Annotated in this window: 25 protein-coding genes; 9 read left to right on the forward strand and 16 right to left on the reverse strand. The window is 63.5% G+C overall.

What is annotated here, in order from left to right; genetic code table 11:
- Positions 1 to 11: 11 nt before the first annotated feature.
- The 6 genes from OES25_13045 to OES25_13070 all read right to left on the reverse strand — a co-directional run bounded on the left by OES25_13045 (position 12) and on the right by OES25_13070 (position 5,803).
- Entirely contained in the window at positions 12 to 1,655 is a 1,644-nt protein-coding gene (locus tag OES25_13045; GenBank protein MDH3628565.1) for a hypothetical protein, read from the reverse strand.
- A gap of 162 nt (positions 1,656 to 1,817) precedes the next feature.
- Positions 1,818 to 2,567, reverse strand: a complete 750-nt coding sequence (locus tag OES25_13050) for a Stp1/IreP family PP2C-type Ser/Thr phosphatase (GenBank protein MDH3628566.1) — start codon at positions 2,565 to 2,567, stop codon at positions 1,818 to 1,820.
- Positions 2,564 to 3,547, reverse strand: a complete 984-nt coding sequence (locus OES25_13055) for a tetratricopeptide repeat protein (GenBank protein MDH3628567.1) — start codon at positions 3,545 to 3,547, stop codon at positions 2,564 to 2,566. The genes OES25_13050 and OES25_13055 overlap by 4 nt, the downstream gene beginning before the upstream one ends.
- A 25-nt stretch (positions 3,548 to 3,572) precedes the next feature.
- Positions 3,573 to 4,691 carry a hypothetical protein gene (locus OES25_13060; protein MDH3628568.1) on the reverse strand — a complete coding sequence of 373 codons (1,119 nt, stop codon included), beginning with the start codon at positions 4,689 to 4,691 and terminating at the stop codon, positions 3,573 to 3,575.
- The gene (locus OES25_13065) at positions 4,688 to 5,107 is read right to left on the reverse strand and encodes a helix-turn-helix domain-containing protein (GenBank protein MDH3628569.1); all 420 of its coding nucleotides are present in this window, start codon (positions 5,105 to 5,107) and stop codon (positions 4,688 to 4,690) included. The genes OES25_13060 and OES25_13065 overlap by 4 nt, the downstream gene beginning before the upstream one ends.
- Positions 5,108 to 5,803 carry a hypothetical protein gene (locus OES25_13070; GenBank protein MDH3628570.1) on the reverse strand — a complete coding sequence of 232 codons (696 nt, stop codon included), beginning with the start codon at positions 5,801 to 5,803 and terminating at the stop codon, positions 5,108 to 5,110. It abuts the gene before it with no gap.
- A 36-nt stretch (positions 5,804 to 5,839) separates the two neighbouring features.
- Here OES25_13070 and OES25_13075 point away from each other — a divergent pair, with 36 nt between their 5' ends.
- Positions 5,840 to 6,541: a site-2 protease family protein gene (locus OES25_13075; protein ID MDH3628571.1), complete on the forward strand. Its 702-nt coding sequence runs from the start codon at positions 5,840 to 5,842 to the stop codon at positions 6,539 to 6,541.
- Positions 6,542 to 6,566: 25 nt separating this feature from the next.
- Positions 6,567 to 7,127 (forward strand): TlpA family protein disulfide reductase, encoded by a 561-nt coding sequence (locus OES25_13080; GenBank protein ID MDH3628572.1) that lies wholly within the window; start codon positions 6,567 to 6,569, stop codon positions 7,125 to 7,127.
- On the opposite strand, the gene OES25_13085 is transcribed toward OES25_13080, so the two are convergent.
- Positions 7,124 to 8,452, reverse strand: coding sequence for a M23 family metallopeptidase (locus OES25_13085; GenBank protein MDH3628573.1), 1,329 nt, complete (start codon positions 8,450 to 8,452; stop codon positions 7,124 to 7,126). The two genes, OES25_13080 and OES25_13085, sit on opposite strands and share 4 nt — an antisense overlap.
- Positions 8,453 to 8,623: 171 nt before the next feature.
- Between OES25_13085 and OES25_13090 the strand changes: the two genes are divergently transcribed.
- A complete protein-coding gene (locus tag OES25_13090) occupies positions 8,624 to 9,655 on the forward strand; it encodes a DUF1573 domain-containing protein (protein ID MDH3628574.1) in 1,032 nt (343 codons plus the stop codon).
- Here the strand turns inward: OES25_13090 and OES25_13095 are convergent.
- The 3 genes from OES25_13095 to OES25_13105 are packed head-to-tail and all read right to left on the reverse strand — an operon-like array spanning position 9,652 to position 11,358.
- Complete coding sequence (locus OES25_13095; protein ID MDH3628575.1) at positions 9,652 to 10,221, reverse strand: tetratricopeptide repeat protein; 570 nt, start codon at positions 10,219 to 10,221, stop codon at positions 9,652 to 9,654. The two genes, OES25_13090 and OES25_13095, sit on opposite strands and share 4 nt — an antisense overlap.
- Before the next feature lie 58 nt (positions 10,222 to 10,279).
- Positions 10,280 to 10,747, reverse strand: coding sequence for a hypothetical protein (locus OES25_13100; GenBank protein ID MDH3628576.1), 468 nt, complete (start codon positions 10,745 to 10,747; stop codon positions 10,280 to 10,282).
- 26 nt (positions 10,748 to 10,773) lie between these two features.
- Entirely contained in the window at positions 10,774 to 11,358 is a 585-nt protein-coding gene (locus OES25_13105; protein MDH3628577.1) for a hypothetical protein, read from the reverse strand.
- A 100-nt stretch (positions 11,359 to 11,458) separates the two neighbouring features.
- Between OES25_13105 and OES25_13110 the strand changes: the two genes are divergently transcribed.
- The 6 genes from OES25_13110 to OES25_13135 all read left to right on the forward strand — a co-directional run bounded on the left by OES25_13110 (position 11,459) and on the right by OES25_13135 (position 18,591).
- On the forward strand, positions 11,459 to 12,835 hold the full coding sequence (locus tag OES25_13110; GenBank protein MDH3628578.1) for a hypothetical protein: 1,377 nt from the start codon (positions 11,459 to 11,461) through the stop codon (positions 12,833 to 12,835).
- Complete coding sequence (locus tag OES25_13115) at positions 12,832 to 14,445, forward strand: ATP-binding protein (protein MDH3628579.1); 1,614 nt, start codon at positions 12,832 to 12,834, stop codon at positions 14,443 to 14,445. Before OES25_13110 ends, OES25_13115 begins: the two co-directional genes overlap by 4 nt.
- A gap of 2 nt (positions 14,446 to 14,447) precedes the next feature.
- Positions 14,448 to 15,800: a sigma-54 dependent transcriptional regulator gene (locus tag OES25_13120; GenBank protein ID MDH3628580.1), complete on the forward strand. Its 1,353-nt coding sequence runs from the start codon at positions 14,448 to 14,450 to the stop codon at positions 15,798 to 15,800.
- A gap of 234 nt (positions 15,801 to 16,034) precedes the next feature.
- Positions 16,035 to 17,042 (forward strand): tetratricopeptide repeat protein, encoded by a 1,008-nt coding sequence (locus OES25_13125; GenBank protein MDH3628581.1) that lies wholly within the window; start codon positions 16,035 to 16,037, stop codon positions 17,040 to 17,042.
- Positions 17,043 to 17,121: 79 nt separating this feature from the next.
- The gene (locus OES25_13130; GenBank protein MDH3628582.1) at positions 17,122 to 17,583 is read left to right on the forward strand and encodes a DUF4442 domain-containing protein; all 462 of its coding nucleotides are present in this window, start codon (positions 17,122 to 17,124) and stop codon (positions 17,581 to 17,583) included.
- Between the two features lie 45 nt (positions 17,584 to 17,628).
- Positions 17,629 to 18,591 (forward strand): metallophosphoesterase, encoded by a 963-nt coding sequence (locus OES25_13135; protein ID MDH3628583.1) that lies wholly within the window; start codon positions 17,629 to 17,631, stop codon positions 18,589 to 18,591.
- On the opposite strand, the gene OES25_13140 is transcribed toward OES25_13135, so the two are convergent.
- From OES25_13140 to sufC, 6 genes are read right to left on the reverse strand one after another with little or no spacing between them, the layout of a single operon-like run.
- Complete coding sequence (locus tag OES25_13140) at positions 18,550 to 19,176, reverse strand: adenylate kinase (protein MDH3628584.1); 627 nt, start codon at positions 19,174 to 19,176, stop codon at positions 18,550 to 18,552. The two genes, OES25_13135 and OES25_13140, sit on opposite strands and share 42 nt — an antisense overlap.
- 37 nt (positions 19,177 to 19,213) lie before the next feature.
- Entirely contained in the window at positions 19,214 to 19,543 is a 330-nt protein-coding gene (locus OES25_13145) for a DUF59 domain-containing protein (protein ID MDH3628585.1), read from the reverse strand.
- A 13-nt stretch (positions 19,544 to 19,556) separates the two neighbouring features.
- Positions 19,557 to 20,009 (reverse strand): SUF system NifU family Fe-S cluster assembly protein, encoded by a 453-nt coding sequence (locus tag OES25_13150; GenBank protein MDH3628586.1) that lies wholly within the window; start codon positions 20,007 to 20,009, stop codon positions 19,557 to 19,559.
- A gap of 23 nt (positions 20,010 to 20,032) precedes the next feature.
- Positions 20,033 to 21,286, reverse strand: coding sequence for a cysteine desulfurase (locus OES25_13155; GenBank protein ID MDH3628587.1), 1,254 nt, complete (start codon positions 21,284 to 21,286; stop codon positions 20,033 to 20,035).
- Positions 21,283 to 22,614: a Fe-S cluster assembly protein SufD gene (gene sufD / locus OES25_13160; protein ID MDH3628588.1), complete on the reverse strand. Its 1,332-nt coding sequence runs from the start codon at positions 22,612 to 22,614 to the stop codon at positions 21,283 to 21,285. Before sufD ends, OES25_13155 begins: the two co-directional genes overlap by 4 nt.
- Entirely contained in the window at positions 22,611 to 23,363 is a 753-nt protein-coding gene (gene sufC / locus OES25_13165) for a Fe-S cluster assembly ATPase SufC (GenBank protein ID MDH3628589.1), read from the reverse strand. The genes sufD and sufC overlap by 4 nt, the downstream gene beginning before the upstream one ends.
- Positions 23,364 to 23,384: the final 21 nt, after the last annotated feature.

Consider the following 23,384-nt stretch of genomic DNA (forward strand, 5'->3'; position numbering starts at 1 on the left):
TCAATACGGCGTCAGCGCCGGTCTCTGAGAACCGTGATGAACCCCGATCGTACGGCGAGGGCATCGCGGGTGATGCCCACAATTCGATACTCGTAATCGATGTCGGGGTCTGCTCCTCGATCGAAGAAGCTGTACGACGTGGCATGGGTCGCATCGCCCAGGGATGGGATCCAGACAGGATTCACGACGACGGTGGTCTCGCCACCGACCACGCGACGTACCAGGTTGAAGCCGATCATCTGGTGCTCGGCCGCGGTCTCCCATCGAATATCGACACCGGATCCCGTCGCAACCGCCTCTACCGAGAGCAGCTCGAACGGGAACCCGGGCTCCTCGTGGGCCAGGACCGTGTAGGTCTGCGGCGTCGAGTCTTCGCCGAGGTTTCGAATCAACAGCCAGGCCGATTCGATCTGCTGAAGGGGTAGCGTGCGATCGCCTCGGGTGCCGTCCTGCAGGTCGAAGGGCAGTCGTCGTCGCTCGCCGTTGCTCTGTACGAGGATCAGGTCGGCGTCCCATTGCCCCTCGAACGATCCCTCAAACCGGATCCGCATGCCACCCTCGTCGAACTCCGGGCGCAGACGAACCTGGGCGGTGCCGAACGGCGCGACCGCCGGGTCGTTGCGCACCGAGACCGAGGGGAGGCCATCGGCCTGATGGGAAAAGGCGGGTGCGGTCAGGGACGACGCAAAACTGAAGTGGTGCTCGTCGCTGCGTTCTCCGGTCAGGAGACTCCACAGATGGAACTCGCGTAACAGACCCGCCAGATCCAGACCGGTCCGGCTCTTCAGGGTCTCGTCGTAGCGTTCCCGCGTCGGACCGGCAGGGACCTCACCGGCAGGCAGTCCGGCGGTCAGTTCCAGCCACGTCGCGACGGTTCCGGCTCCTTGCGCTTCGGCAAGGAATGCCAGCCAGAGTGCGTTCCCCGCGACGAGTTCCGGGTCCGCATCGAACAGACCGCGGCCGGCCTCGTTCAGTCGATGTTGCAGGAGTCGTTGGATCTCCATGGCGGGTGCGGCGTCGAGGGTCAACTCGACCCAGCCCGCGAGGGCTTCGGCCCATGGGCCCTGGATCGCCGGGTGTTGCGAGGCGGCGATCTGGTGGGCCATCTGATGAGCGGCGGCGCGTGCGATCTGCGAGCTGCCACCGGGGGAGCTGCGATCGAGGACGATCAGATCCGTCTGTCGTTGACGACCCAGCGACCCGCCGGCGCGGTAACCGGTCACGACATCTTCCAGGTCCGTGAGGATGACCTCCACCGGTCGGGGAGCGGCCAGCCCCACCTGATCGACGAGTAGACGCAACGTGTTGTCCAGGGCGGCGGCGACCGCCGTCAGGGTCTCGTCGATGCTGGGATGCGAGGCACCGGGTAAGCGACCTCGATCCGGTAGGTAGCGGAGGGCGACTCCGGAGTTCGTTGGGCGGATTCGTTCCGAGAGCGACGGGCGGCGATGGCTGAGGGCGCCCAGGAGCCCCTGGATCGGTGTCGAGGTCCCCAGAGAGGTGGTCAGCCCCTCGATGCGGGGTGTCAGGCAGGCGTTGGGTTGGGAGTGTCCACCGGTCAGCTGGCGGACGGCCTGGGCCCGCCCGGTCGAGCTGGCCCCCTCCAGGCGGCGCTCCGAAAGGCCGTCGAGAGCCGGGGCACCGAGGGCAGGCAAGGCCAGGCCCAAGACGCTGCAGAGCGCCAATATAGCCCGAAAGTTCAGGTATTTTCTATGTGACCGCATGCAACTGCCCCATGCCCCCATGAGGACCGCAACGGCAACAATATAAGGGCGATTTTGGGCCCCGTCAACACGAACCCATATAGACACAGAGGCTTACGAGATATCTTGCTCTTCGATGCCGATGACGATCACGGTGATGTTGTCGTCGCCGCCCTTGGCGTTGGCCTGTTCGATCAGCCCGCCACAGGCTTCCTCCGGGGAGTCGGCGTAGCGAGCCAGGGTCTGCCGGATCTCCTCGTCGCTGACCATCGAATTCAAGCCGTCGGAGCAGAGCAGGTAGAGATCGCCGGGGCGAACCTCCGCATGGTTCAACTCGACCTCCGGGCTCTCCGCACTCCCCATGGCCCGGGTGACGACGTTGCGCATCGGGTGGTTGTGGGCCTCCTCGTCGCTGAGGACCCCGCGTCGAACCTGCTCCTCGACCCAGGAATGGTCTTCCGTGAGCCGATCCAGTTGTCCCTCTCGTAGACGGTAGGCGCGGCTGTCGCCGACGTGACCGATCAGTGCGTTATCGGCGACATGCCAGAACGTCACCAGCGTCGTCCCCATCCCGCGACGTTCTTCGTGGGTCGTCACCGACTCGCAAATCCGACGGTTGCCCTCGAGGATCGCCTCGACGAGTCGAGTCTCCGGCTGGGGGGCGGTCTCGTCGCTCTCGGTCCTACCATTGGCCGGGATTCGTTCGACGAGGGTCTCGATGGCAATCTGTGAGGCGACCTCACCGGCGGCGTGACCGCCCATGCCGTCGGCGATGGCGAAGAACTGTAAGTCGCGATCGACGACGAACTGGTCCTGGTTATTGGCGCGGCGTTTGCCGACGTCTGTTTTGCCAAATACCTTCACAGGGAATTGCCTCGAGATACGGGTCGGCGTTTTTCCGGAAAAATCCCGGAGCGAAGCTCGGCCAGCTTCGTCACCGCGGCGGACTCACCGGGGTCGGTGTCGACGATCGCCTGTAACTTCTCCTCCGCCTGCTTGTAGTCCGCCGCCCGAATCAGCGTAAACGCCAGATTCATCCGAGGTGCGCGGAAATCGGGTGAAAGATCGGCGGCCGTTGAAAATGCGTCAACGGCCTCCTCGTAACGTTCAAGTTCGCAGAGTACCACGCCGCGGAAATTGTGGAGATCCGGGTAGCGTGGCCCCAGCTCCAGCGCGCAATCGAAATCGATCAGCGCCTTCTCGTAGTCCTCGGATTGGAGCCACTCCATCGCCGTGACCCTGTAGGCCTCGCACAACTCGGGGGCACTCCGGAAGACCCGGTGAAACTGGTCGCGCGCGACGGCTACATCCTTTTTCTTCAACGCTTTAAGGCCCACATTGAAGGGCTCCGTCGTTCGGGCCTGGCGGATCTCCAGGGCCCGGGAGAACGCCTTCTCCGCGTCGGGGAGGCGGCCGGCATCCAGGAGGCAGAAGCTGAGGCCGACATGGGCCTGCAGATAGCTGTCGGAGATCTTGATGGCGGCCCGGTAGGCTCGGACGGCCGCGTCGAAGCGGTTGAGCTTCTCGTTGAGTTGTCCGATCCGGAACTGGAGATCGGGAAAGTCGTCGCAGATCTCGGTCGCCCGTTCGAGTTGGGCGATGGCCTCCTCGATCTCCTCGCGGGACTCGAGCCGCTCGGCCCGTCCCACAAGAGCCAGAGTCAGATAATGGCGTGCCGACGCCAGGTCTTCGTCCGAGAGCGTTTCCTCGTCTTCCTCTTCTTTTTTCAGAGCCTTGCGGAAGAACTCCTCGGCCTGCCGGAACTCTCGGCGAGCGTAATGGTACATCCCAGACTTGACCTGGTAATTACCCGTCAGTTGCTGGATCTCTTTCAGCAGACGCATCGAACTCTACCCCTCGCTGTCGACGCTACTTCTTACGAAGTTTGTTTCCCTGTTGTTGCGTCCGTGTGTCAAAGGTCCGCTTGGCCATCCGACGGATCAACTGAGGAACCTCGCGCGATCTCGCCAGGTCGCGGAGGTCCTTGTTCTGTAGTCGTGACACAAAATTCATCGAAACACTCTGTGGCGTCTTCGGGTTGTTGATCAACGACTTGATCACGGTATAACTCTTGATCCATTCCCTGGAGCCGCCCACCATTCTCAGTACGTCTTCCGAGACATTTCGCATCTGAGCGATCGTCTCGATCTCCGTGTCACTGAGTCTCGGGTTCTTGAGAACTCCCAACGAGACGACCTTGTTGGTATCCCGAATCAGGATCGACCGCTCCTCACGTCCGCCCTTCATCGCAAGGATAGCCTTGTGGGCGGCGGACAGCGTGACGATCTTACTGAACGTGCTTCGAATCTGCGGGTCGTCGGATTGTTCGAGTTCCTCGGCGCCCATGATCTCGCTGACCGACATGAGTTCGCCGACATCGACGTCCAGTAGTCGGGCCATCGTCTCGACGTCGTCGACGTCAAGGTTCTCGTCGCCCTCCGGCGTCTCCGGGGCATCGCCGGCTTCCTCGCGTGCCTTCTCGGCCAGGTCGCTGGCACGTTCGAGGAACTCGAGGATGCGACCGCGCTGACCGGCAGAGATCGCCGGGTTCAGCATGAGCCGCTCGAGCAGCATCGGGCGAGCCAGTAGTCGTTCCTCGTTGGTCAGAACCAACTGGCAGACATCGGCGTTTCCTCCCGCGGCCAGGATGGCCAACGCGGCATCCGGTACCGCCGGGTGGAACGCGATCGGTTCGGCCAGATCGATCGCCCGGCTGGCCTGGGTAGCGAAGTGCACCAGGACCTGTGGTGGGCAGTCGGCATCCGCCAGCACCGTGCGGGTTTCCTCGTTCGTGAGTGCACCCAGACTCGCGGCGGCGGCGGACTTGACCTCCTCGTCGTTGTCTTCCGACAGAGCGATGAAGAGTCGAACCAACGTCGGTCGCGGTAGCGGGAGGGCGCCTCGGGCTGCGGCCGTACGAAGATGCGCAGCCGCCGTCCCGTCCAGGATCCCGTTGACGAGGGTCTCGATTGGAGAGTCTTGACTCATCCGAACCACCCCATCAACCACGCGGTCAAACCGAGACCCAGGAGGACCGCAATGACGACTCCGCCCCAGAAGTAGATCCGTCGATCTCCATGCTCGGGGGACTCGGTGAACTCGACGACCGGAACCCCGCCACCACGGGAGCCACGCAGGAGTCCGTCTTCGGCTGCGCTGCTGCCGTTCGTTTGCTGTTCCTGCATCAGGTACGCGTTGACCATGTCGTCGGCGGAGACTCCGATGAACTCCGCGTAGGCCCGAACGAACCCGCGATTGAAGACGCCGCCGGGCAGCTGCCGGAATTCATTTCGCTCGAGGGCTTCGAGGTGCCGCAGGCTGATCTTGGTGGCCTCTGCAACCTCACGCAGCGAGATCTGTCGTAGCTCTCGCTCTCGCCTGAGTTCTTCCCCGAATGACGGCATCTATCGTTGCTCCGATCGCCCGGATCGGGTTACGGACTCCCGCCTGCGTTCGGCAGCCAATCGCACGATCCGTGGAACTTTAGCATCGTTACTTAGACGATGCAGGTCCTGGGAGTCTGCCCGGGCGACAATCCTCAGCGCATCGGCAACGGGCAGCGCGGGGTTGTGGAGCAGTCGCTGCCGGATCGGCCCGCGGCAGATCCACTTTGAGTGAACACCCAATTTGGCCAGAACCCTCGGGGGAGTCTGGGGCGCCCCGGCCAGGCGAAGGATCTCGTCTTCGCGCAGGAGCGGATTGTCCAGCAGGGCCACCAGGACTTCCGGGGTTGCGGCCTTCAGGAGCGACGGGATGACGCCGCGGGTGGCAAGCCTGGCGAACGTGATTCTCTCACCGAGCGCCAGGTTCTTCTGCCGCTGGGAGAGATACCGCTCCGCTTCGCGTCTGACGAGGATGTGAGCGTTCCGGCTGCGGCAGACATCGGCGAGTTGTTTCCAGAGCAGGTGTTGGACTAGGGTTCGTGAGATTCGCGTCGGCGTGCGAGGGTGGTTGACCAGCAAGAACCGGAATTCGTGGGACGATGTCACGCGCCGGTCCTGGCTGATGTCGGTCAGCGTCTGGGCCGTCGTCGCGGGATCCCTCAGGAGCGCCCCGAGTTCCGCGGGCCGGGGCACCTGCATTGGTTCTTGATCGGTCACCTGGCGAATATATCCCCTGAGAGCGAGAGACAACCCGTGTTCGATTTTTCCACGGAGAAACTGGCACTTTTGCCATTGTGGTTCGTCGCATTCCTGCTGGCACTCACCTGTCACGAGGCGGCTCACGCCTGGGTTGCGCTCCGTGGAGGCGACCGGACGGCCTATCTGGGCGGGCAGGTCACGCTGAATCCGCTTCCCCACATCCAACGAGAGCCGTTCGGAACAATCCTCGTTCCCTTCCTGACGTACCTGTTTGCCGGGTGGATGATGGGGTGGGCCAGCGCACCCTACGACCCCGATTGGGAGCGTCGCTATCCGCGACGGGCCGCATTGATGTCCGTGGCGGGACCGGTGGCGAATCTCATCCTCGCGGTCCTCGCGTTGCTGGCATTGCGCGCCGGCCTGTCAGGTGGCTGGTGGGAGTTGAACCGGGAGGCCACGTCCATCGCGCACCTGATCGCGGGTGTGGGGGAGCAGGGCGATATGCGTCTCGCAGGCGGACGGTTCCTCATCATCTCGATGGTGTTGAACAGCGCCCTGTGCATCTTCAACCTCATCCCGTTTCCACCGCTGGACGGCTACGGTGTACTGCAGGCGTTGGTGCCGTCGGCTCGTGAGTTCTACGAGAAGGTCGGCGCCGGACCCGGAAGCATGATCGGTTTGCTCGTCGCGTGGATGATCTTCGATCGGTTGTTCGGGTTCGTGCTGCCGCTCCTGTTGCTGGGTCTGACCGGCTAGCGGCCATCAGGACTAGAATGGTCCGATGTCAACCGAAGGGCACGAAGAAGAGTCGTCTCGTCGATCGTGGCTTCGCACCGCGATGATGATCGGGGGCGTCGTCATCGTCTACCTGCTGTGGGCGCAGTTCGCGACGGGACTGCGTCTTGTCGAGCCCGCCGAGGCCTCGCCGGCATCGAAGCTGGTTCTTACCGACGAATCGGGTCGCGTCGTCGACCTGTCCGCGTTCGAGGGGCAGGTGGTCGTGGTCAACCTGTGGGCGGGTTGGTGTGGGCCCTGTCGGCGTGAGATCCCCGCGATCAACGACGTTCACGACGCGCTCGGCGATCGCGGACTCGTCATTCTGGGCGTCAACCTGGATGACCCGTCGGCCGGGACGCTGACCGACCTGAAGGCGCGGCACCGGATCCGTTACCCGGTCTACGCTCCGGCAGCGCGCCTGGTTGGGAGCTTCGCCGTGTCGGATGTGATTCCCCAGACATGGGTCATTGATCGGAAGGGTCGCGTCCGGGCTGCCCATCGTGGCGTAGTCTCACGACGCTCGCTGATGCGTGTCGGTCGTCAGCTCCTGGACGAGCCGCGCTAGCTGCCGACCCCGACCGTGGGGTTGCCGTCGTCGGTCGATGCGATCTGACGCTCGCGCTCTCGAATCGGGTCTTCGCGATGGAGGTGGTCGCCCCAACGATCGGCGGCCTGGTCCAGCCAGGGACGGAGCGATGGTGCAAGCGGCTCTCGCGACGGGTTGTCCATGCGCATCGGGTCGATGGGGCGTTTGTTGCGAAGGACCGTGTAGTGCAGATGGGGGCCCGTGGCGCGACCGCTGGATCCGACGAACCCAATGACCTGATTCTGCTTTACGCTGACGCCGGGACGAATGCCACGGGCCAGACGCTGGAAGTGACCGTAGATGGTGGTGTATTCCCCGTTGTGTCGGACGCGAACGGCCCGCCCGAGTGGGCCATCCCAACCGGCTCGGGCGACTCGGCCGTCGGCCGTCGCAACGACGGGCGTCCCCGGTGCTGCAGCGAAATCGACACCGTGATGCGGGGAGACCCGGCGGGTCACCGGGTGCAGTCGGTTTCTCGAGAATCGACTGCTGATCCTGCGATAGTTCAGCGGACTCTTGAGGAAGCTCTTACGTAGCGGTTGTCCGTCACGATCGTAGAAGTCGCCGGCACTGCTTCCATCCGCAACCCAGAAACCTTCTGCCGAGGCGACGGCGCCGTGGTATCGCGCGGCGAGGATGCGACCCATGGACACGAACTCGCCGGTCTCCCGGGCGGCGGAGCCGAAATGGGGTAGATCGGTAGGGACGGCACCGAGCGTCAGCACCTCGTAGACGAGCCGGACGGCATCGCCGGGTCGCGGGTCGACGTAGAGATCGACATCCCACTGCATCACGTCGGCAAACGCTGCCGTGACCGACGCTCCGTTGGGGAGATGTCCAAGCGCCTGTGCGACCGACGACTCGATGACGCCGCCGTCGTGACGAGTCGATCGGATGAGCGGAAGCGGCAGGAGTTCGGTTCGATGGCCATCCGAGTCGAGATGGATGCGTAGAAAACGATCCGTCTGGTCACGTACCGCAATCGAGAGGATCTCGTCGTCCAGCGTATAGGTCGCAACGAGCCCCGTCTGTGGTTTCAGCCGACGGAGATCCAGGTGGCGACCGACCGTGGCGAGGACGTCGGTTCGTAGGTCGGGTTCGAGGCCGAGACGATCCAGCGTGCCGCTCAGCGTGCCGCCCCGACCCAGGGTCTCGCGGACGATCCGGGTGCTGCCCGTGGCGTCGGCCGAGACGTCGTCCGCGGAACGGACCGGACCCCCGGACGACGCGGTGGTGTCCGGACGACCCACACAACTGACCGCAAGGGTCAGCAGGAAAATGGCAAGCCAGAACTGGAAGCTCATGGGGCCGGGGGAACGGCTCGATCTCAGCAAGGAAAGCCTTTCACAAACGACGCCCGATGGCGGATCTGGCCCCGGGCAGAGGATACACCACTCCCGTCGAGTGGGCACCGGGCAGACCACACCGTATGATCGTATGCATGCCAGGCCACCGCGGCCCCGGAGACTTCGTCCATGCGACTAAATATAGGGTCCACTTTCGCCGTTCGCCCACCCGGTATTCTCCGGGGAGTTACGGCCCTGCTCGTCTTCTCGTGGATGGCCGTCAGCGGCCTGCTGGCGGGACCGCTGCTCGAATTTGAGGCCCGAGAGATCGACCTGGGGGAGATCACGAGGGGCGAGTCTCGCGACGGGACCTTCACCCTCCATAACCGCGGGGACCAGCCACTCCTCATCCATCGCGTGAAGCCGGCCTGTGGCTGCACGTTGGCCGACTACGACGCATCGATCGCCCCGGGCGAGAGCGGGGAGATCCGCGTAACCGTACACACCGAGACCCTTCAAGGGCCGATCGCCCGCAGCATCGGTGTCGACACCAACGATCCCGAAGCCGCAAGGATCAGCTTGATCGTGCGTGCCGACGTCAAGTACAGCGTGATGCTGCTCCCGGGCGCGAACGCGAGGATGAGCAACGTTCGTAACGGGATGGAGAAGGCGTTCATCCTGGTCAAGAAGGAGCCGACGGAGTTGGGATCCCTGGAGATCCGCGATCTGCAGGCGACTATTCCGTGGATCACGACCCAGGCGACCCGACTCACCGAGGTCCGCCCGGCGGGCGACGGGATGCCGACGGGGCGTGCCGGTGATTGGGTCATCGAATTGGGAATCGGTGCCGACGTCGAGTACGGCTCGCGCAACGAACGGATCACATTCAAGACCGGGCTCACGCGCGAGCCCGAGATCTCCTTCCCTGTCGGAGTCGTCGTTCGACCACCCGTCAATCTATCCCACGAGGCATTGACCATCGTTCCGGGTAGTCCCGTAGAACCGCTCCTCCTGACCGTTCGAAGGAAGTTGGATCCATCGACCTTGAAGATCACTGCAGAACCGAAGACGATCGACGTGACCGTCGAGTCAACGGGGCCACGACATTATTCGGTCGCGGTGCGCTGGGATGGGGAGCAGCCGGAGGAAGGGTCGCTATCGATTAGCGTTGCAGAAATGACGCCCTACGTCATCCCGGTCATTCGAAAGGCGGCGGACTAGTCGTCGCCGACGAAGCGTTGGAGGGCTCGCACGGTGTTGGCATAGTTTTCTGATTGCTCGCCGTCGTTTCGACGCCAGACCTCGAGGGCCGCGTCGAGAGACTTCCGGGCACCCGCACGATCCCCGGCGCGCCCCTGACAGACTCCCAGGTTGTGAAGCGAGACGGCAACCCGTGGCTGGTCCGGTCCGAGCAACCGACTGAGGGATTCGATGCTGTTGCGATAGTGCGGGATCGCCAACGCCGGGCGGTCCGTGATCCGATACAGATCGGCCAACTCGTCAGAGGCCCGTGCACGCAGCAGTCCGGAAGGGTGTGCGGCGTCCGGTCTTGCGAGGAGCTTCACAAGGAGACCCTCGGCCCGATCGTGGGCACCCCCGGCCAGAGCAAGATTTGCCTCGACCAGTGTGGCTCGCCACTCGATCGCCGCCTCCGCCCGTTGTTCCGAGGCGGCCGACAGGATCGGCCGTTGGTTCTTGCTGCCGGACTCGACAGGCTCGGCGCATAGCACGCCGGCGAGGAGCGGCAAACACAGAATCGCGGCGGGTGCTGTGAGGGGTCGTCGCATGGCAAGGTCTCCACCGGCAAATATGAGGCCGGTGGTGGAAGGCGCAAGTCGAGGCGAACTAGACGCCTTCCCGGGGCCGATCGACGCGATTCAGGAGCCAGAGGAACGTATCGACCGGGACCGAGACGTGGAAGGTATCCGGTCCATCGGTGACGTCCACGATGAACTCACCATCGGTCTTGCGAACCTCGACGTGATGATCTTGCCCGTTGATCTCGGCGATCGTGAAGTCGGGCGCGTCTCTCAGTTCTCTCAGCGAACGATCCAGACCGCGAATGTCCGCCGGCAGCTCGTTGCGCAACTCGCCGCGGGCCTCGCTGATCGCTCGGTCCGGAACGAGAGCGAGGACCAGCCGCAGGACCGCCGCCGGGACCCTCACCGACAGATCGGCGCCACGTTGCTGGCGAACCTCGATCTCGATCGATCCGGAGTTGTAGACGGCCGCTCCGGCGCCGACAACGGTAACGGTCGTCGCCAGCATGACGATGCCGGCGACGATTAGAAATACGCGGGTGCCGTTGGACATGGGGGTCTCTCCGGACGAGTTCGTGCTTATTGATCCGCGTTCGAGTCGACCCAGACCCGTACGGACGTGTCGTCGGACTCGACGGTGACGAGGTCGCCGTGATTCCCACGCGAGAGCGCCTTGAGAGCTGCCAGGATGTTCAGTTCGTTGTCTCCACCTTCAAGCATCGCGTCGACGATATCCAGTGGCAGGCTGACGCGTACCTTGTCCCCGTCATCATCGGCGTGAATCTTGATGTAGCCGTTTTCCTTCATAACGCGAACGTCACCGTCGTCACTATTGACCGTAACGAAATTCGCGTCGGGCGCATCGCGTAGCGCGGAAACCAACTCGCGGAGGTCGATGCCTTCCGCCTCGAAGTCGTCGAGACGGATGATTCCGCCACTGAATTCGTCGCTGTTGATGGCGGGAAGGATCGACTCGATGAGTGCGAGAGGGATATTGATGCGAACGTCCTCGCCGCCACCGTTGTTCTCGTCCACGCGGACGTGAAGCCAACTGTCGTTGGCGGCGGCGACGCCGATGGCCAGGATACTGACCATTAATCCAATGAAGAGTCTGTGTTTGAGCTGTTTCGAGTGGTTCATGATCTGTCCTTCCGTGACGGGCATCGATCGAATCGATGCTGGCTAATTTCGTTGGCCGGCACTTCAACAACGGTCGAGGATCCGAAAAGGTTTCGTGTTTCTCGGAATGGAGCAGAATTGCCGCGTGCGTGGCACCCGTGTAGAGTTGCCCTATATGGCGGGAACCTTCCCCAGGCTGGCCGTTTTCCCCCTGGCGGTCATGCTCCTGGCGTCGTCGTCACTCCTGGCGGAGGACGACTCGCGGGAGCCGGTTCATCTGGTGGTCATCGATACGGATGCATCTCGTCCCCTCTGGTTCCCATGGCGCGCTGACGAGGGACGTGCGATCTCGCCCCGATCACCGTCCGTCGAATGCCGCCTGTTTCGCTATGCGCGTGGCCTGACGGACGAGGGGCGCCGCGCCGCGCGACGGGATACGGCCCGCATGATCGATGTCTGGCACACCCGGTTGGACGCGGGGGACCGGACGGTCGCGTGGCTTCTGGAGCCCGCGTTCGAGAGTCGGGGCGGGTCGTTGCGTGCGGCATCGCGTGGCCTCGAGATCTGCGTCCATCGAGCGACCCCCGATCTTCGACAGCGACTCGCACATCCCGCACTGCACGTCGACGAGTTCTGGCCGGAGTCGGCTCCGTTTCAGGCGGGGTCCGCGTCAAATCGCCTGGTCTCCTTGGCGGGCGATTTCTGGAAATCGAGGAAGTCCGGAATGAGCGGTCGGTCGATCGAGATCCTGTCGGCCGGCGAGCTTGCTCCCGAGTCCTGGGTTCGATTGGGCGAGGCGGAGGTCGCACGTCTTCCGTTTTTGTTGACGATGACCGACCCCGTGAACCTGCAGATCCGACGCGCTGCCGTGGCGGATCGTCGCTACTTCCTTCGATTGGAAGCGGGGCATCGATGGCTGGCAGATCCGCTGTTCAGGCAATGGCTCCGACACCACATCGATCGGGAGAGCCTGGCGACCCGGCTGCTTGCAGGTCACGGCCGAGTTGATCGACTGGACGATGCGTCGCCTCGAAGGGCGTCGCAGCCACCCACTCGACGACCGTTTTCCACGGATAGCCGCCCGAGATTGCGCATGGCCCATGACAGCGCGGATCCGCTGGCGCGCGCGATCGCAGCGTCGCTTGTGAAGCGGCTGGCCACCTCCGGTATCCGTCTCGAGTTGCAAGAAGGCGATGGGACGGAGTCGCGGGTGGCGATGACGCTGGACTGGCGACCGGTACTCGACAACGATCCGGTGCTTCGTTGGGTGGACGTGATCGACCGTGACGATGCGTCACCCGGCGTCGAGGGTCTCCTGAACCGTCTCCAGGTCGCCAGTCGGGCACGGGGTGTGGACGCGCGTGGGCAAGCCCTGCAATCCCTTCACGCGGCTCTCGAGCCTCGGGTCCTGCCGCTGATCGTGACGCACGGACATTGTTTAACACGCGCCGGGATAACCGTGGGCGTCGAGTGCGGTGCGACGCAGCGATCGTTGCAAGCGCTAAAGATCGATCCGCGATGACGGGTCTAGCCTCAAAGTTGCTTGCGCTCTGGGTCGGTGTGTTGATCGCCGCATGCGCCGGTGGACTGGCGCTGAATCGAACCGTCGCTGCCCAACTCGATGACCGCATCGAAGGGGAGACAGCCCGCTGGTGTGCCCGGTTGCAAGATCAAGTCGTTCGTGACGAACGCCGGCTTCGATCCATCGTCGATGAGTTGCTGAACGACGAGCCCTCGATGCAGCGGCTCCTGGCGGCGGAGCAGCCGGGAATCCAGGACTGGCTGGCTGGATCCCTGCGGGGTTCCGCCTTCCGGAGTCTGACGGTCGTCAGTGTCGATGGCACGCTCGCGGTCTCCGTGGAGGACACCGACCACGACACCACCAGCGAGCCGGGTCGGACGTGGCCTGCCGCCAGCGACCGGCCCTTCACGATCGGTCGGCACGAGTTCACCCTGCATGGACGGGTCGACTGGGACCGCAACGATCTCGATCGGCAGCTCTCGGGGCAGGCCGGTGTCGGGCTGGCGCTGCTGGATGCCGGGAACGGGGCGACGATCCTGAGCTCGGGGTCGTACTCCGCAACGGCCGACGGACCCCGGGTGCGGCAGGCGACGCTGGACCCGGCGGCCTGCTCAGCCGTCGCCGCCGGCGATAACTGGCGAATCGTCGTGGCCCCCCGACGACCCTCGTCGGCTGCCCGGCAGGCACGGAGGATCTGGTGGATCGGGGCGATCGCCGCCGGGTTGCTGGCCTTCCCGATCGCATGGCTTCTGACCCGTCGTGAGCGAGAACCGTTGACTCGTCTGCAGCAGGTGGTCGATGAGATCGGTGCCGGGGGTGCCGACTATACGTTCTCGGCACCGACGGACCGAGTCGATCAACTGGCCGTCACGTTCTCGGAGCTTCGACGCACGCTGGACGAACAGACGGAGCGTGCACGACTTGCCGAACGTGTCTCGGCATGGAGCGACGTCGCGCGTCATGTGGCTCACGAGGTCAAGAACCCGTTGGTCCCCATTCGATTGACCATCCAGAACATCCAGAGGGCCCGTGAGCGAGCTCCGGAACAGCTCGACGATCTACTCGAGCGAGGCTCTCAGACGATTCTCGAAGAGGTTGAGCAACTCGACCGACTCGTCGCGTCGTTCGCTGAGTTTGCCCGTCTCCCGGCTCCGCAGTTTTGCGACACCAATCTCGTCGAACTCGTCTCTCAGACCCTCGACCTCTACGACGCGGACGACGGCCTGTCCGTCGCACGTGACCTACCCGAAGACGCACCCATCGAGGCGGACCCGGATCAGCTTCTTCGTGTGTTGAAGAACATCGTGGGTAACGCCGTCGAGGCCATGCGCGACCTGCCGGACCGTCGTCTGGTCGTGACGCTGGTGTGTCGCTCCGGTGGCTACGAACTGTCGGTGGCGGACTCCGGTCCCGGCCTGCAGTCCGAGGATCCTGCTGCCGTGTTTCACGAGGGTTTTACGACCAAGGCCGACGGCAGCGGGCTCGGTCTGGCGATCAGCCGACGGATCGTCGCGGAGCACCACGGATGGATTCGTCTAGAATCGGCAAGCTCGGGTGGCCTGCGGGTTCGAATCGGATTGCCGAGGAAGAAGAACGAGCGGGGAGAATGACGATGCACACGATCCTCGTCGCCGATGACGAGAAGAATATCCGTTCGACGCTTACGACCACCTTCTCGCTGGAAGGCTATCGAGTGGAGACCGTCGGCGACGGAAAGGATGTGTTGCCGCGTCTGCAGCAGGGCGGGATCGACCTGATCGTGATGGATCTCCGCATGCCCGGCATGGACGGTCTGGAGGCGCTGACCGCCTTGCGAGCCGCGGGACACGAGCTGCCGGTGATCTTCCTGTCGGCCCACGGCACCATTGATCGCGCGATCGAGGCCGTTCGACTGGGGGCATTCGATTTCATCGAGAAGCCACCGCATGCCGATCGCCTCTTGCTGGTTGCCCGGAACGCATTACGCCACTCGCAACTGGAATTGGAGAACCGTGAGCTGCGGGAAGAGCAGTGGCATGACACCTCGATGATCGGTGCCGCGCCCGTGATGACCAAGCTGTTCGAACAGATCAAGTTGACGGCCCCGACCGAAGCTCGCGTGTTGATCGTCGGTGAGAACGGCACCGGCAAGGAACTGATCGCTCATGCGCTCCATCGACATTCGAGCCGCGCCGAGGGGCCGTTCATCCGGGTCAACTGTGCGGCGGTCCCTCGGGACCTGTTCGAATCGGAACTCTTCGGTCACGAACGTGGAGCCTTCACCGGGGCCACGAATCGACGGAGGGGGAAGTTTCAGCGGGCGCATCGCGGAACGCTGTTCCTTGATGAGATCGGGGAGATCCCCGTGGAGCTGCAGGCCAAACTGTTGCGAGTTCTGGAGTCGGGCGAGGTTGAGCCGGTGGGTAGCGAGCGCGAAGTCCAGGTGGATGTTCGCGTGCTGGCGGCGACCAACTGCGATCTCGAGCGCGCGGTGGAGGAGGGTAGGTTCCGGCGAGACCTCTACTATCGTCTGCAGGTCGTCACGCTGCGTGCACCGTCGCTTCGTGAGCGTAAGGAAGATATCCCTCCACTCGTGGAACGGTTCGTGCAGTTGGCATCCGAGCAGCACCATCTACAAGGACGATCGATCGCGGACGATGCGATCAGACGGCTCGCGTGTCACGACTTTCCCGGCAATGTTCGGGAACTCCGCAACCTGGTCGAGCGACTGCTGATCCTGAGTCGCGGGCGTGAGATCCACGAGAGCGATGTCGTGGCGCAGTTGGGGTCCGCATCGTCCTCATCGGAGACGCTGCCCGCGACGGGGACGCTTCGTGAGCGGATGCACGAGGTCGAGCGGCGTCTGGTGCTGTCCGCCCTCGAACAGTCCGGATGGCGGATGAGTGAGGTGGCCCGGACGCTGGGGCTGGAGCGGTCCCATCTCTACAAGAAGTTGAAGGTCCTGGAGATCCAGCGGCCCGAGTAGAGCGAGGCTCGATCGCCACAACCGTGTCCCCCGTGACACGAATTCTCGGGTCAGGCGACCGATGCGAGTCCGCCATAAACTACTGAACAATAATGACTTATGCAGAATACTCCGTGTTGGCATCGCCTTCGCGATAGGTCGGCGTGCGATTGGCATCGATGCCATCGACGGGGCGACCGGGCTCCGAAAGCTGCACAGCCTCCCTGACCGGTCTCGGAGGCGACGGAGTCTGCCATGAAAGAAAAGCCGGAACCTCGAAACGACACGAAGACGATCCTCAGCGTCATCGGTCTCGTCATTGTCGGTGCCCTCGGCGTCGCGGTGGTCGGCGGGATGGCCGCACGGGACGACGAGAAAGAGAATCGCCCGACGACACGAGCCGCGGGGACGACATCTCCTGCCGCAGAAGTCGTGCCGGTGGATTACCGCCCCCTCAAACCCATCGAGCCGGCAGTCACCGAGCCGCTGATCGAGCCTCTCGAGAGTTCGATCGTAGAGTCGGTCCTGTCGACCGAGCCAGCGATCCAGATCGATCCTAGCGCCGACTTCGTCAAGGAGGGGCTGGCCGCGTGGAACGAGCGTCGATACGACGCAGCGGCCGCCTACTTCGAGGCTGAGGTTGATTCTCGACCCGACGGTCGTTGGACTCGATACATGCTTGGACTGAGCCAGTGGAAGGCCGGCCGCGCGGACGATGCCGCGGCGTCTCTTGAGGCGGCGACCGTCGCCGACCCCACCTACACGAAAGCCTGGATCAACCTGTCGCGAGTCGAGAATGATCGCAACAATTTCGACGAAGCCCTGTCCGCCGCCGAAAACGCCGTCGCTCTTGAACCCGAGAACGCCGAGGCATTGTTCCTGGTGGGTCGCTCGCTGGCCAACAAGGGTCTGGGCGACGAGGCGGTGATCCAACTCGAGAAGAGCCTCGCGTTGGATTCCGACCAGGGGTACGTCCGCAACCTGATGGGTCTGATCCACCTCAAGCAACACCGAGTCGAACAGGCACTTGTGCAGTTCGAACAGGCTGCCGTGTTGCTGCCCAGCGTGTCCTTCGTTCACAACAACCTCGGCATGGCCCACGAGCGAGTCGGAAACCGGGATGCCGCGGTGTTGGCGTACCGTCGTTCGGCAGAGCTGGCAGGAGAGTCGAGTCGCGGTGCCGACAACCTGGCCCGGCTCGGCGGAGCGCTCGATGCGGACACGACGGAGGAAGAGGCGATCTCGGTCTCGCTCTTGCAGTAGTCGACAACGTTGGTTGGACGGCGGGAGGGTGCCCCTCCCGCCGTTTGACGTTGGAGCGGCGTGCGGGCACTGTAGGCCCATGGAGATACTCGCATCGTGGAACAAGGCAACACGCATACCGTGGGGACGATTCCTCTTTCATCGCACCATCCGGCGATTCGTGCCCTACACGGGTACGGTCCGTCCACGGATCCTGAGTCTCGAGCGAGGCCAGGCCAGAGTCGCGATGAACGACCGGCGGCGAATTCACAATCATCTGAACTCGATCCATGCCATCGCGCTGGCCAACCTCGGCGAGTTTGCGACGGGGCTGGCGTTGTTGACCGCCTTGCCCGCCGGTCGCCGGGCGATCCTTGTCGAACTTCGGGTTCAGTATCTCCACAAGGCCCGCGGGCGGATCATCGCCGAGGCCGCGTGGCAGCCCGACGGGGAGCCCGACGGGGAGCCGGTCGTCCAGGGCCGGCTTCATGACGAAGACGGTCATCACGTGGCGACGGTCGAGGCGACCTGGAAGGTTGGGGCCAGTAACGAGTCGCGATAACGCGGCCACTGGCAAAATCTGCGCGCCGCAGCATATTTAGGTGTGATGCGACACACGAATGAGATTCTGCTGCCCTATCCTCCGCCGACATCGTCTGCGGAGGAATCGCTGCCGCAGCTGCCGTCACCGGGGTGGTTCCGTCGAGTCGAGCGGGACGCCTCCCACTTTCTCGCACGCTATCTGCTGCCCTGGGTGCCGGGAATCGATCGCCCCTACTCGGCGATCCTGGAGCGTCAACTACAGGTTCGGAATCTGGCGGTCACGATCGACGGCATGCCGTCTGCGTTCCACGGCTTCAAGATCCTGTTTCTATCGGACATCCATGCCGGACCGTTTCTCCGTCCTGCGACGCTGAGCCGTTGCGTCACTCGACTCCTCGCCCGAGAGCCCGACCTGATCGTCATCGCAGGGGACATCGTCACGTCGTCGATCGCCGAGTACGTCGCCGTCCGCGAGTCGTTCCGTCGTCTGACCGCGGCGGCGGACTGTTTTACCGTTCTCGGCAATCACGATCACTATGCCGACCGAGTGGGCGATCTACAGTCACTGCTCGAAGAAGACGGCATTCATGTTCTGACCAACCGCAGTGTCCCACTCGAGCGATGCGGCGCGAAGATCACGCTCGCCGGTATCGACGACCTCCTGATGGGGCGGCCCGACTTCACCGCTGCGCTGCGAGAGGCCTCCGGGCCGGTTGTGCTTCTCACGCACCATCCCGATGTGATGTACGAGGCGGCCAAGCGCGGTGTCGATCTAGTGCTGGCGGGACACACACACGGCGGCCAGATTCGATTTGGAGGATTCCCGCCGCTGGTCCGACAGAGTCGGCTGGGCTTCCATGAGGGACGATTCCGCTGCGCGAGAACACGCATGCTCGTCTCGCGGGGCATGGGCGTCGTCGGCTTGCCGATCCGTGCCGCGTGTGACCCGGAGGCGTGGATCTTGACCCTGCAGGATTCTCGGGAGTCAGTCGACGGCGTGAGTGACGCGCTCGGTGACTTCCCCTAACGATCCACGGCCGTCGATCCGTCGTAGGAGACCACGATCCTCGTAGTAGGGGATCAGCGGCGCCGTCTTCTGGTGGTATTCCCGCAGACGCTTTCCGAAGACCTCGGCGGTGTCATCGGGTCGCTGGATCAGGCGGGCCGCGAGGTCCTCGGGCGGTGGGTCGAAGGTAACGTGGTAGACCCTGCCACTCTCGGGATCGCTTCGTCGTCCGGTGATGCGATCCAGAAGCTCCGAGTCGTCGACCTCCAGCAGGAGCACGTGATCGAGTGGGGCACCGCGCTCGAGCAGGACGCCGTCGAGCGCCTCGGCCTGAGCCACCGTACGCGGGTAGCCATCGAGCAGGAACCCGCCGCGACAGTCATCGTCGGCGAGACGCTCGGAGGCGAGGCGGTTGACGAGATCGTCGGGGACCAGCCGGCCCGTGTTGGCGTACTCGGCGACCTCGACTCCCAGCGGGCTGCCGGATCGGATTGCCGCGCGGATGATGTCTCCGGTGGATATCTGCGGGATGTCGAATCGTTCGATGAGGTTTTTGGACTGGGTGCCTTTTCCTGCACCCGGGGGGCCGAGGAAGATCAGATTCATGGGCTAGCTCCAGAGGGCAGTTCGGTCCCGTGTGGGATCAGAAAAAACCAAGCGTGACCTTGGCGGCCTCGGACATCATGTCCTTGTCCCACGGAGGATCCCAGACGAGTTCGACCCGAACCTCTTTCACCTGCTCGAGGCTGCGGATCTTCGTCTCGACCTCACCGGGCAACGACCCGGCCACGGGGCACGCAGGCGACGTCAGGGTCATCTTCACGTCGACGTTGTCCTGGTCATCGGCCTTGACCGAATAGATCAGGCCGAGTTCCCAGATGTCGACAGGGATCTCCGGGTCATAGCAGGTCTTGATCATCTCGGTGACCGCCTGCTCGATTTCCGCAGCGCGTGTATTTTGAGCTTCTGTCATCTTGAAGTTCTCGTTATTCGGTCGTCACGGGCTGGTCGGGGGCTTCGCCCGCCTTGAGCGCCGCTCGAAGGGTATGCCAGGCCAGGGTTGCACACTTGACCCGCATTGGAAACTCCTGCACTCCGGCGAACACGCGTAGCTTCCCCAGCGCCTCGACCGGTGTGTCGCCACCGCGAACCAGTTCGGTGAACGAATCGAAGAGCGTCCGAACCTGCTCGTGGGTCATCCCGGGGAGGGCCTCGCTCATCATCGAGGCCGATGCCGTCGAGATGGCGCAGCCGCAACCGTCGAACTTGACGGACAGGATCTTGTCGCCGTCGCTCTTGACGTAGACACGGATCCGGTCCCCGCAGAGCGGGTTGTGGCCGTCCGCCGTTCCATCGGCATCGTCGAGCGCCCCGAAGTTCCGGGGCCGCTTGCCGTGGTCGAGGATGGTCTCCTGGTAGAGTTCGCGTAGGTCCGACATCAGTCCGTCACCCGTTCATCCCGTCATCCCATCATTCGAATCGCTGAGTCGATCGCCTCGATCAGGAGATCGACATCGTCGGTATCGTTATAGCAGGCAAACGAGGCGCGGACCGTCGAGGGCACCCCGTAGAAATCCATGACGGGCTGGGCACAATGGTGGCCCGCCCGAACGGCGACCCCTTCGGCGTCCAGCATCTGGCCCACGTCATGGGGGTGGATCCCGTCGACTTCGAACGAGACGACCCCGGATCGGACCCGGGGATGGCCGATCATCCGGATATGGGGATGATCGGACAATCGCTGTGCCGCATAGCCGACGACCCGCTGGTCGTGGCGTTGGATCCGGTCGAGTCCCAACGAGCCGAGGTAATCTGCCGCCGCCCCCAGTCCGATGAGTCCGGCAATATTGGGCGTGCCGGCCTCGAACCGATAAGGCGGATCCTTGTAGGTCGAGTGACCGGCCTGTACCGACAGGATCATCTCGCCGCCCCCGAAGAACGGGGGTAGCTCGAGGAGTCGCTCGTACTTGCCGTACAGCACGCCGGTGCCGGTGGGTCCCAGCATCTTGTGCCCCGACAGGGCGAAGTAGTCGCAGTCGAGGGCCTTCACATCGACCGGTTCGTGAACCATCGCCTGCGCGCCGTCGACGAACACCTGGGCGCCGGCGTCGTGACAGAGGGGAATGATCGTCTCGAGGGGGTTTCTGGTGCCGAGGGCGTTGGATGTATGGGAGAGCGCCACCAGCCGTGTTCGATCACACAGTAGCCGCTTCAGCTCGTCGAGCTCCAGGTCGCCGTTCTCACCGATCGGAACCACCCGCAGGTTCGCGCCGGCGCGCTTACAAAGCATCTGCCACGGGACCAGGTTCGAATGGTGTTCCAGGCGGGTGACGATGATCTCATCGCCTGCATGAACGAAGCGCTGACCGAACGCGTGGGCCACGAGATTGACCGCGTTCGTCGTTCCGCTCGTGAAGACGATCTCGTCGCGGGACGCGGCACCGACGAAGTGTTGCAGCTTGTCTCGGGCAGACTCGTAGGCCACCGTGGCCGAGGTGCTGAGGTCGTGAATCCCGCGGTGAACATTGGCACACGATTCTTCGTAGTGCTCCCGTACCGCGTCAAGGACGACCTGCGGCTTCTGCGATGTCGCGGCGCTGTCCAGATAGACCCGTCGCTTGCCCCGCACCGGTTTGGCGAGCAAGGGGAAGTCGGCACGAACCGAGCGAGTGTCCAGCTCGGAGGAATCGACGGCATCCTGAACCGGCCGAGTCATGCACTTCGCTCCACGGCGGGGAGACGCTCCGCGATCGCCTTCTCGAGGGACTCGCGAAGGGGTTCGATGTCGACCTTGTCGAGCACCTCGCCGGCGAATGACGCCAGCATCAATCTCCTGGCCTCGCTTACCGGGATGCCGCGGCTCCGCATGTAGAAGATCGCGTCGTCGTCGAGTTGGCCGATGGTCGCTCCATGCGTGCACTTGACGTCGTCCGCGTAGATCTCCAACTGGGGTCGTGTCTGGGCCAGAGCCGTCTTGGACAACAGGATGTTGGGATTGCTCTGTTTCGCGTCGATCTTCTGGGCATCTTCTCGGACGATGATGCGTCCGTTGAAGACGGTTCGAGACTTGTCGTCGAGGATGCCCTTGAACAGCTCACGGCTACCGCAATTGGGCCGGGCGTGGTCAATGACGGTGTGGTTGTCGACGTGTTGACGGTCGCGTGTGACGTACAGGCCGCCCATGTCGCAGTAGCCCCCCTCGCCGTCCAGGACCGCTCGAATGTCGTGGCGGGAGAGCTGGCTGCCGAGATCCACATGCAGCGTCGTGTGGTGACTGTCGCGTCCTTGAACACTCTCGGTCGTGGCGATGTGGTAGCCGACGGGGGACTCGTGTTGGACCCGGTAATGTTTGACGTTGCTTCGATCGCCGATCTTCCAATCCGTCACGCAGTTATTGAGATAATGCGATTCGCCGGCACCGAAGTAGCGCTCGATCACGGTGACGGAACAGCCGTCACCGACGATGACGAGGTTCCTGCACTGATTCAGGAGAACAGAGTCCGCACGCAAGCGGTGCTGAATCTCGATGGGTTCCGCGATCGAGCAGCCGTCGCCCACGTGGATCAACGCCGCGTCATCGAAGAGCGCATCGTTGAGGGCTCGGAACGATTGACGATCGCGTTCGCTGGAAAAGTGTTGGGTCGCCAGATCTCGAACCTTGTCGGGGGCGTCGCCGAGGCGGCCGACGAAGAGCCCCTTCGGCAGCGAGTCCAGTCGAGAGTGCTCGGGGTCGAACCGACCATGGGTCAGCACGATGCGCGGTCCGCCGAAATCCAGTCCCGCGTCGCCGTCGAACTCTGCATCGTTCAGCGAGCCTGCGGGGAAGTCGGAGGTGACGAACTCCTCGTTGACGATCGAAGAGATGTTGGTGCTGCGCCACGCCTCGTTCCGAGTCGTCGGTACGCCCAGATCCGAGAAGCTGGAGCGCCCCGCGGCACGATTGGGGCGTAACCACTCAGGATCGTCGGCCTCCAGTCGTCGGCTTCTTGTATCGAACCGCTCGAGAAGCCGATCCGCCGATTGACGATCCATGGTGTCGCTCACGATGCCGCCTCGATCCAACCGTAGCCCTTCTCCTCCAGTTCAAGTGCCAGCCCCCGATCACCCGATCGGATGATGCGTCCACCCGCGAGGACGTGGACCTTGTCGGGGACGATGTAGTCGAGGAGACGCTGGTAATGGGTGATCACGACCATCGAGCGATCGGGGCTGCGCAACTTGTTGACACCCTCCGCCACGATCTTGAGGGCGTCGATATCGAGACCCGAGTCCGTTTCGTCAAGGACGGCGAGTTTGGGTTCGAGGACGCTCATCTGAAAAATTTCGTTACGCTTCTTCTCGCCACCGGAGAATCCGGAGTTCACCGAACGCTTGAGGAACTTCTCGTCCATCTCGACAAGCTGCAGTTTCTCGCGGGCGAGTGCCATGAAATCGATGGCGTCAAGCTCTCCTTCGCCGCGATGCTTGCGGATCGAATTGACTGCGGTCTTCATGAACTGGACGGTGCTGACGCCGGCGATCTCCAGTGGGTACTGGAACGCCATGAACACGCCCGCGCAGGCTCGTTCTTCGGGACTCAGTTCCAGGAGGTCGGTCCCGTCCAACGTGACGCTCCCGTCGGTGACCTCGTACGTCTCGCGTCCGGCCAGGACGCCGGCCAGTGTGCTCTTGCCGGAGCCGTTGGGCCCCATGACCGCATGAACCTCGCCCTGACCGACGGTCAGATCGATGCCACGCAAAATCTCGACATTCTCGCCATCAACCCGCGCGTGCAGGTTCCGAATCTCTAGCATGATTTCCTCATCGGGCGCGGT

Source organism: Acidobacteriota bacterium, from assembly GCA_029861955.1.
In the GTDB taxonomy this organism is placed as follows: Bacteria; Acidobacteriota; Polarisedimenticolia; order Polarisedimenticolales; family Polarisedimenticolaceae; genus JAOTYK01.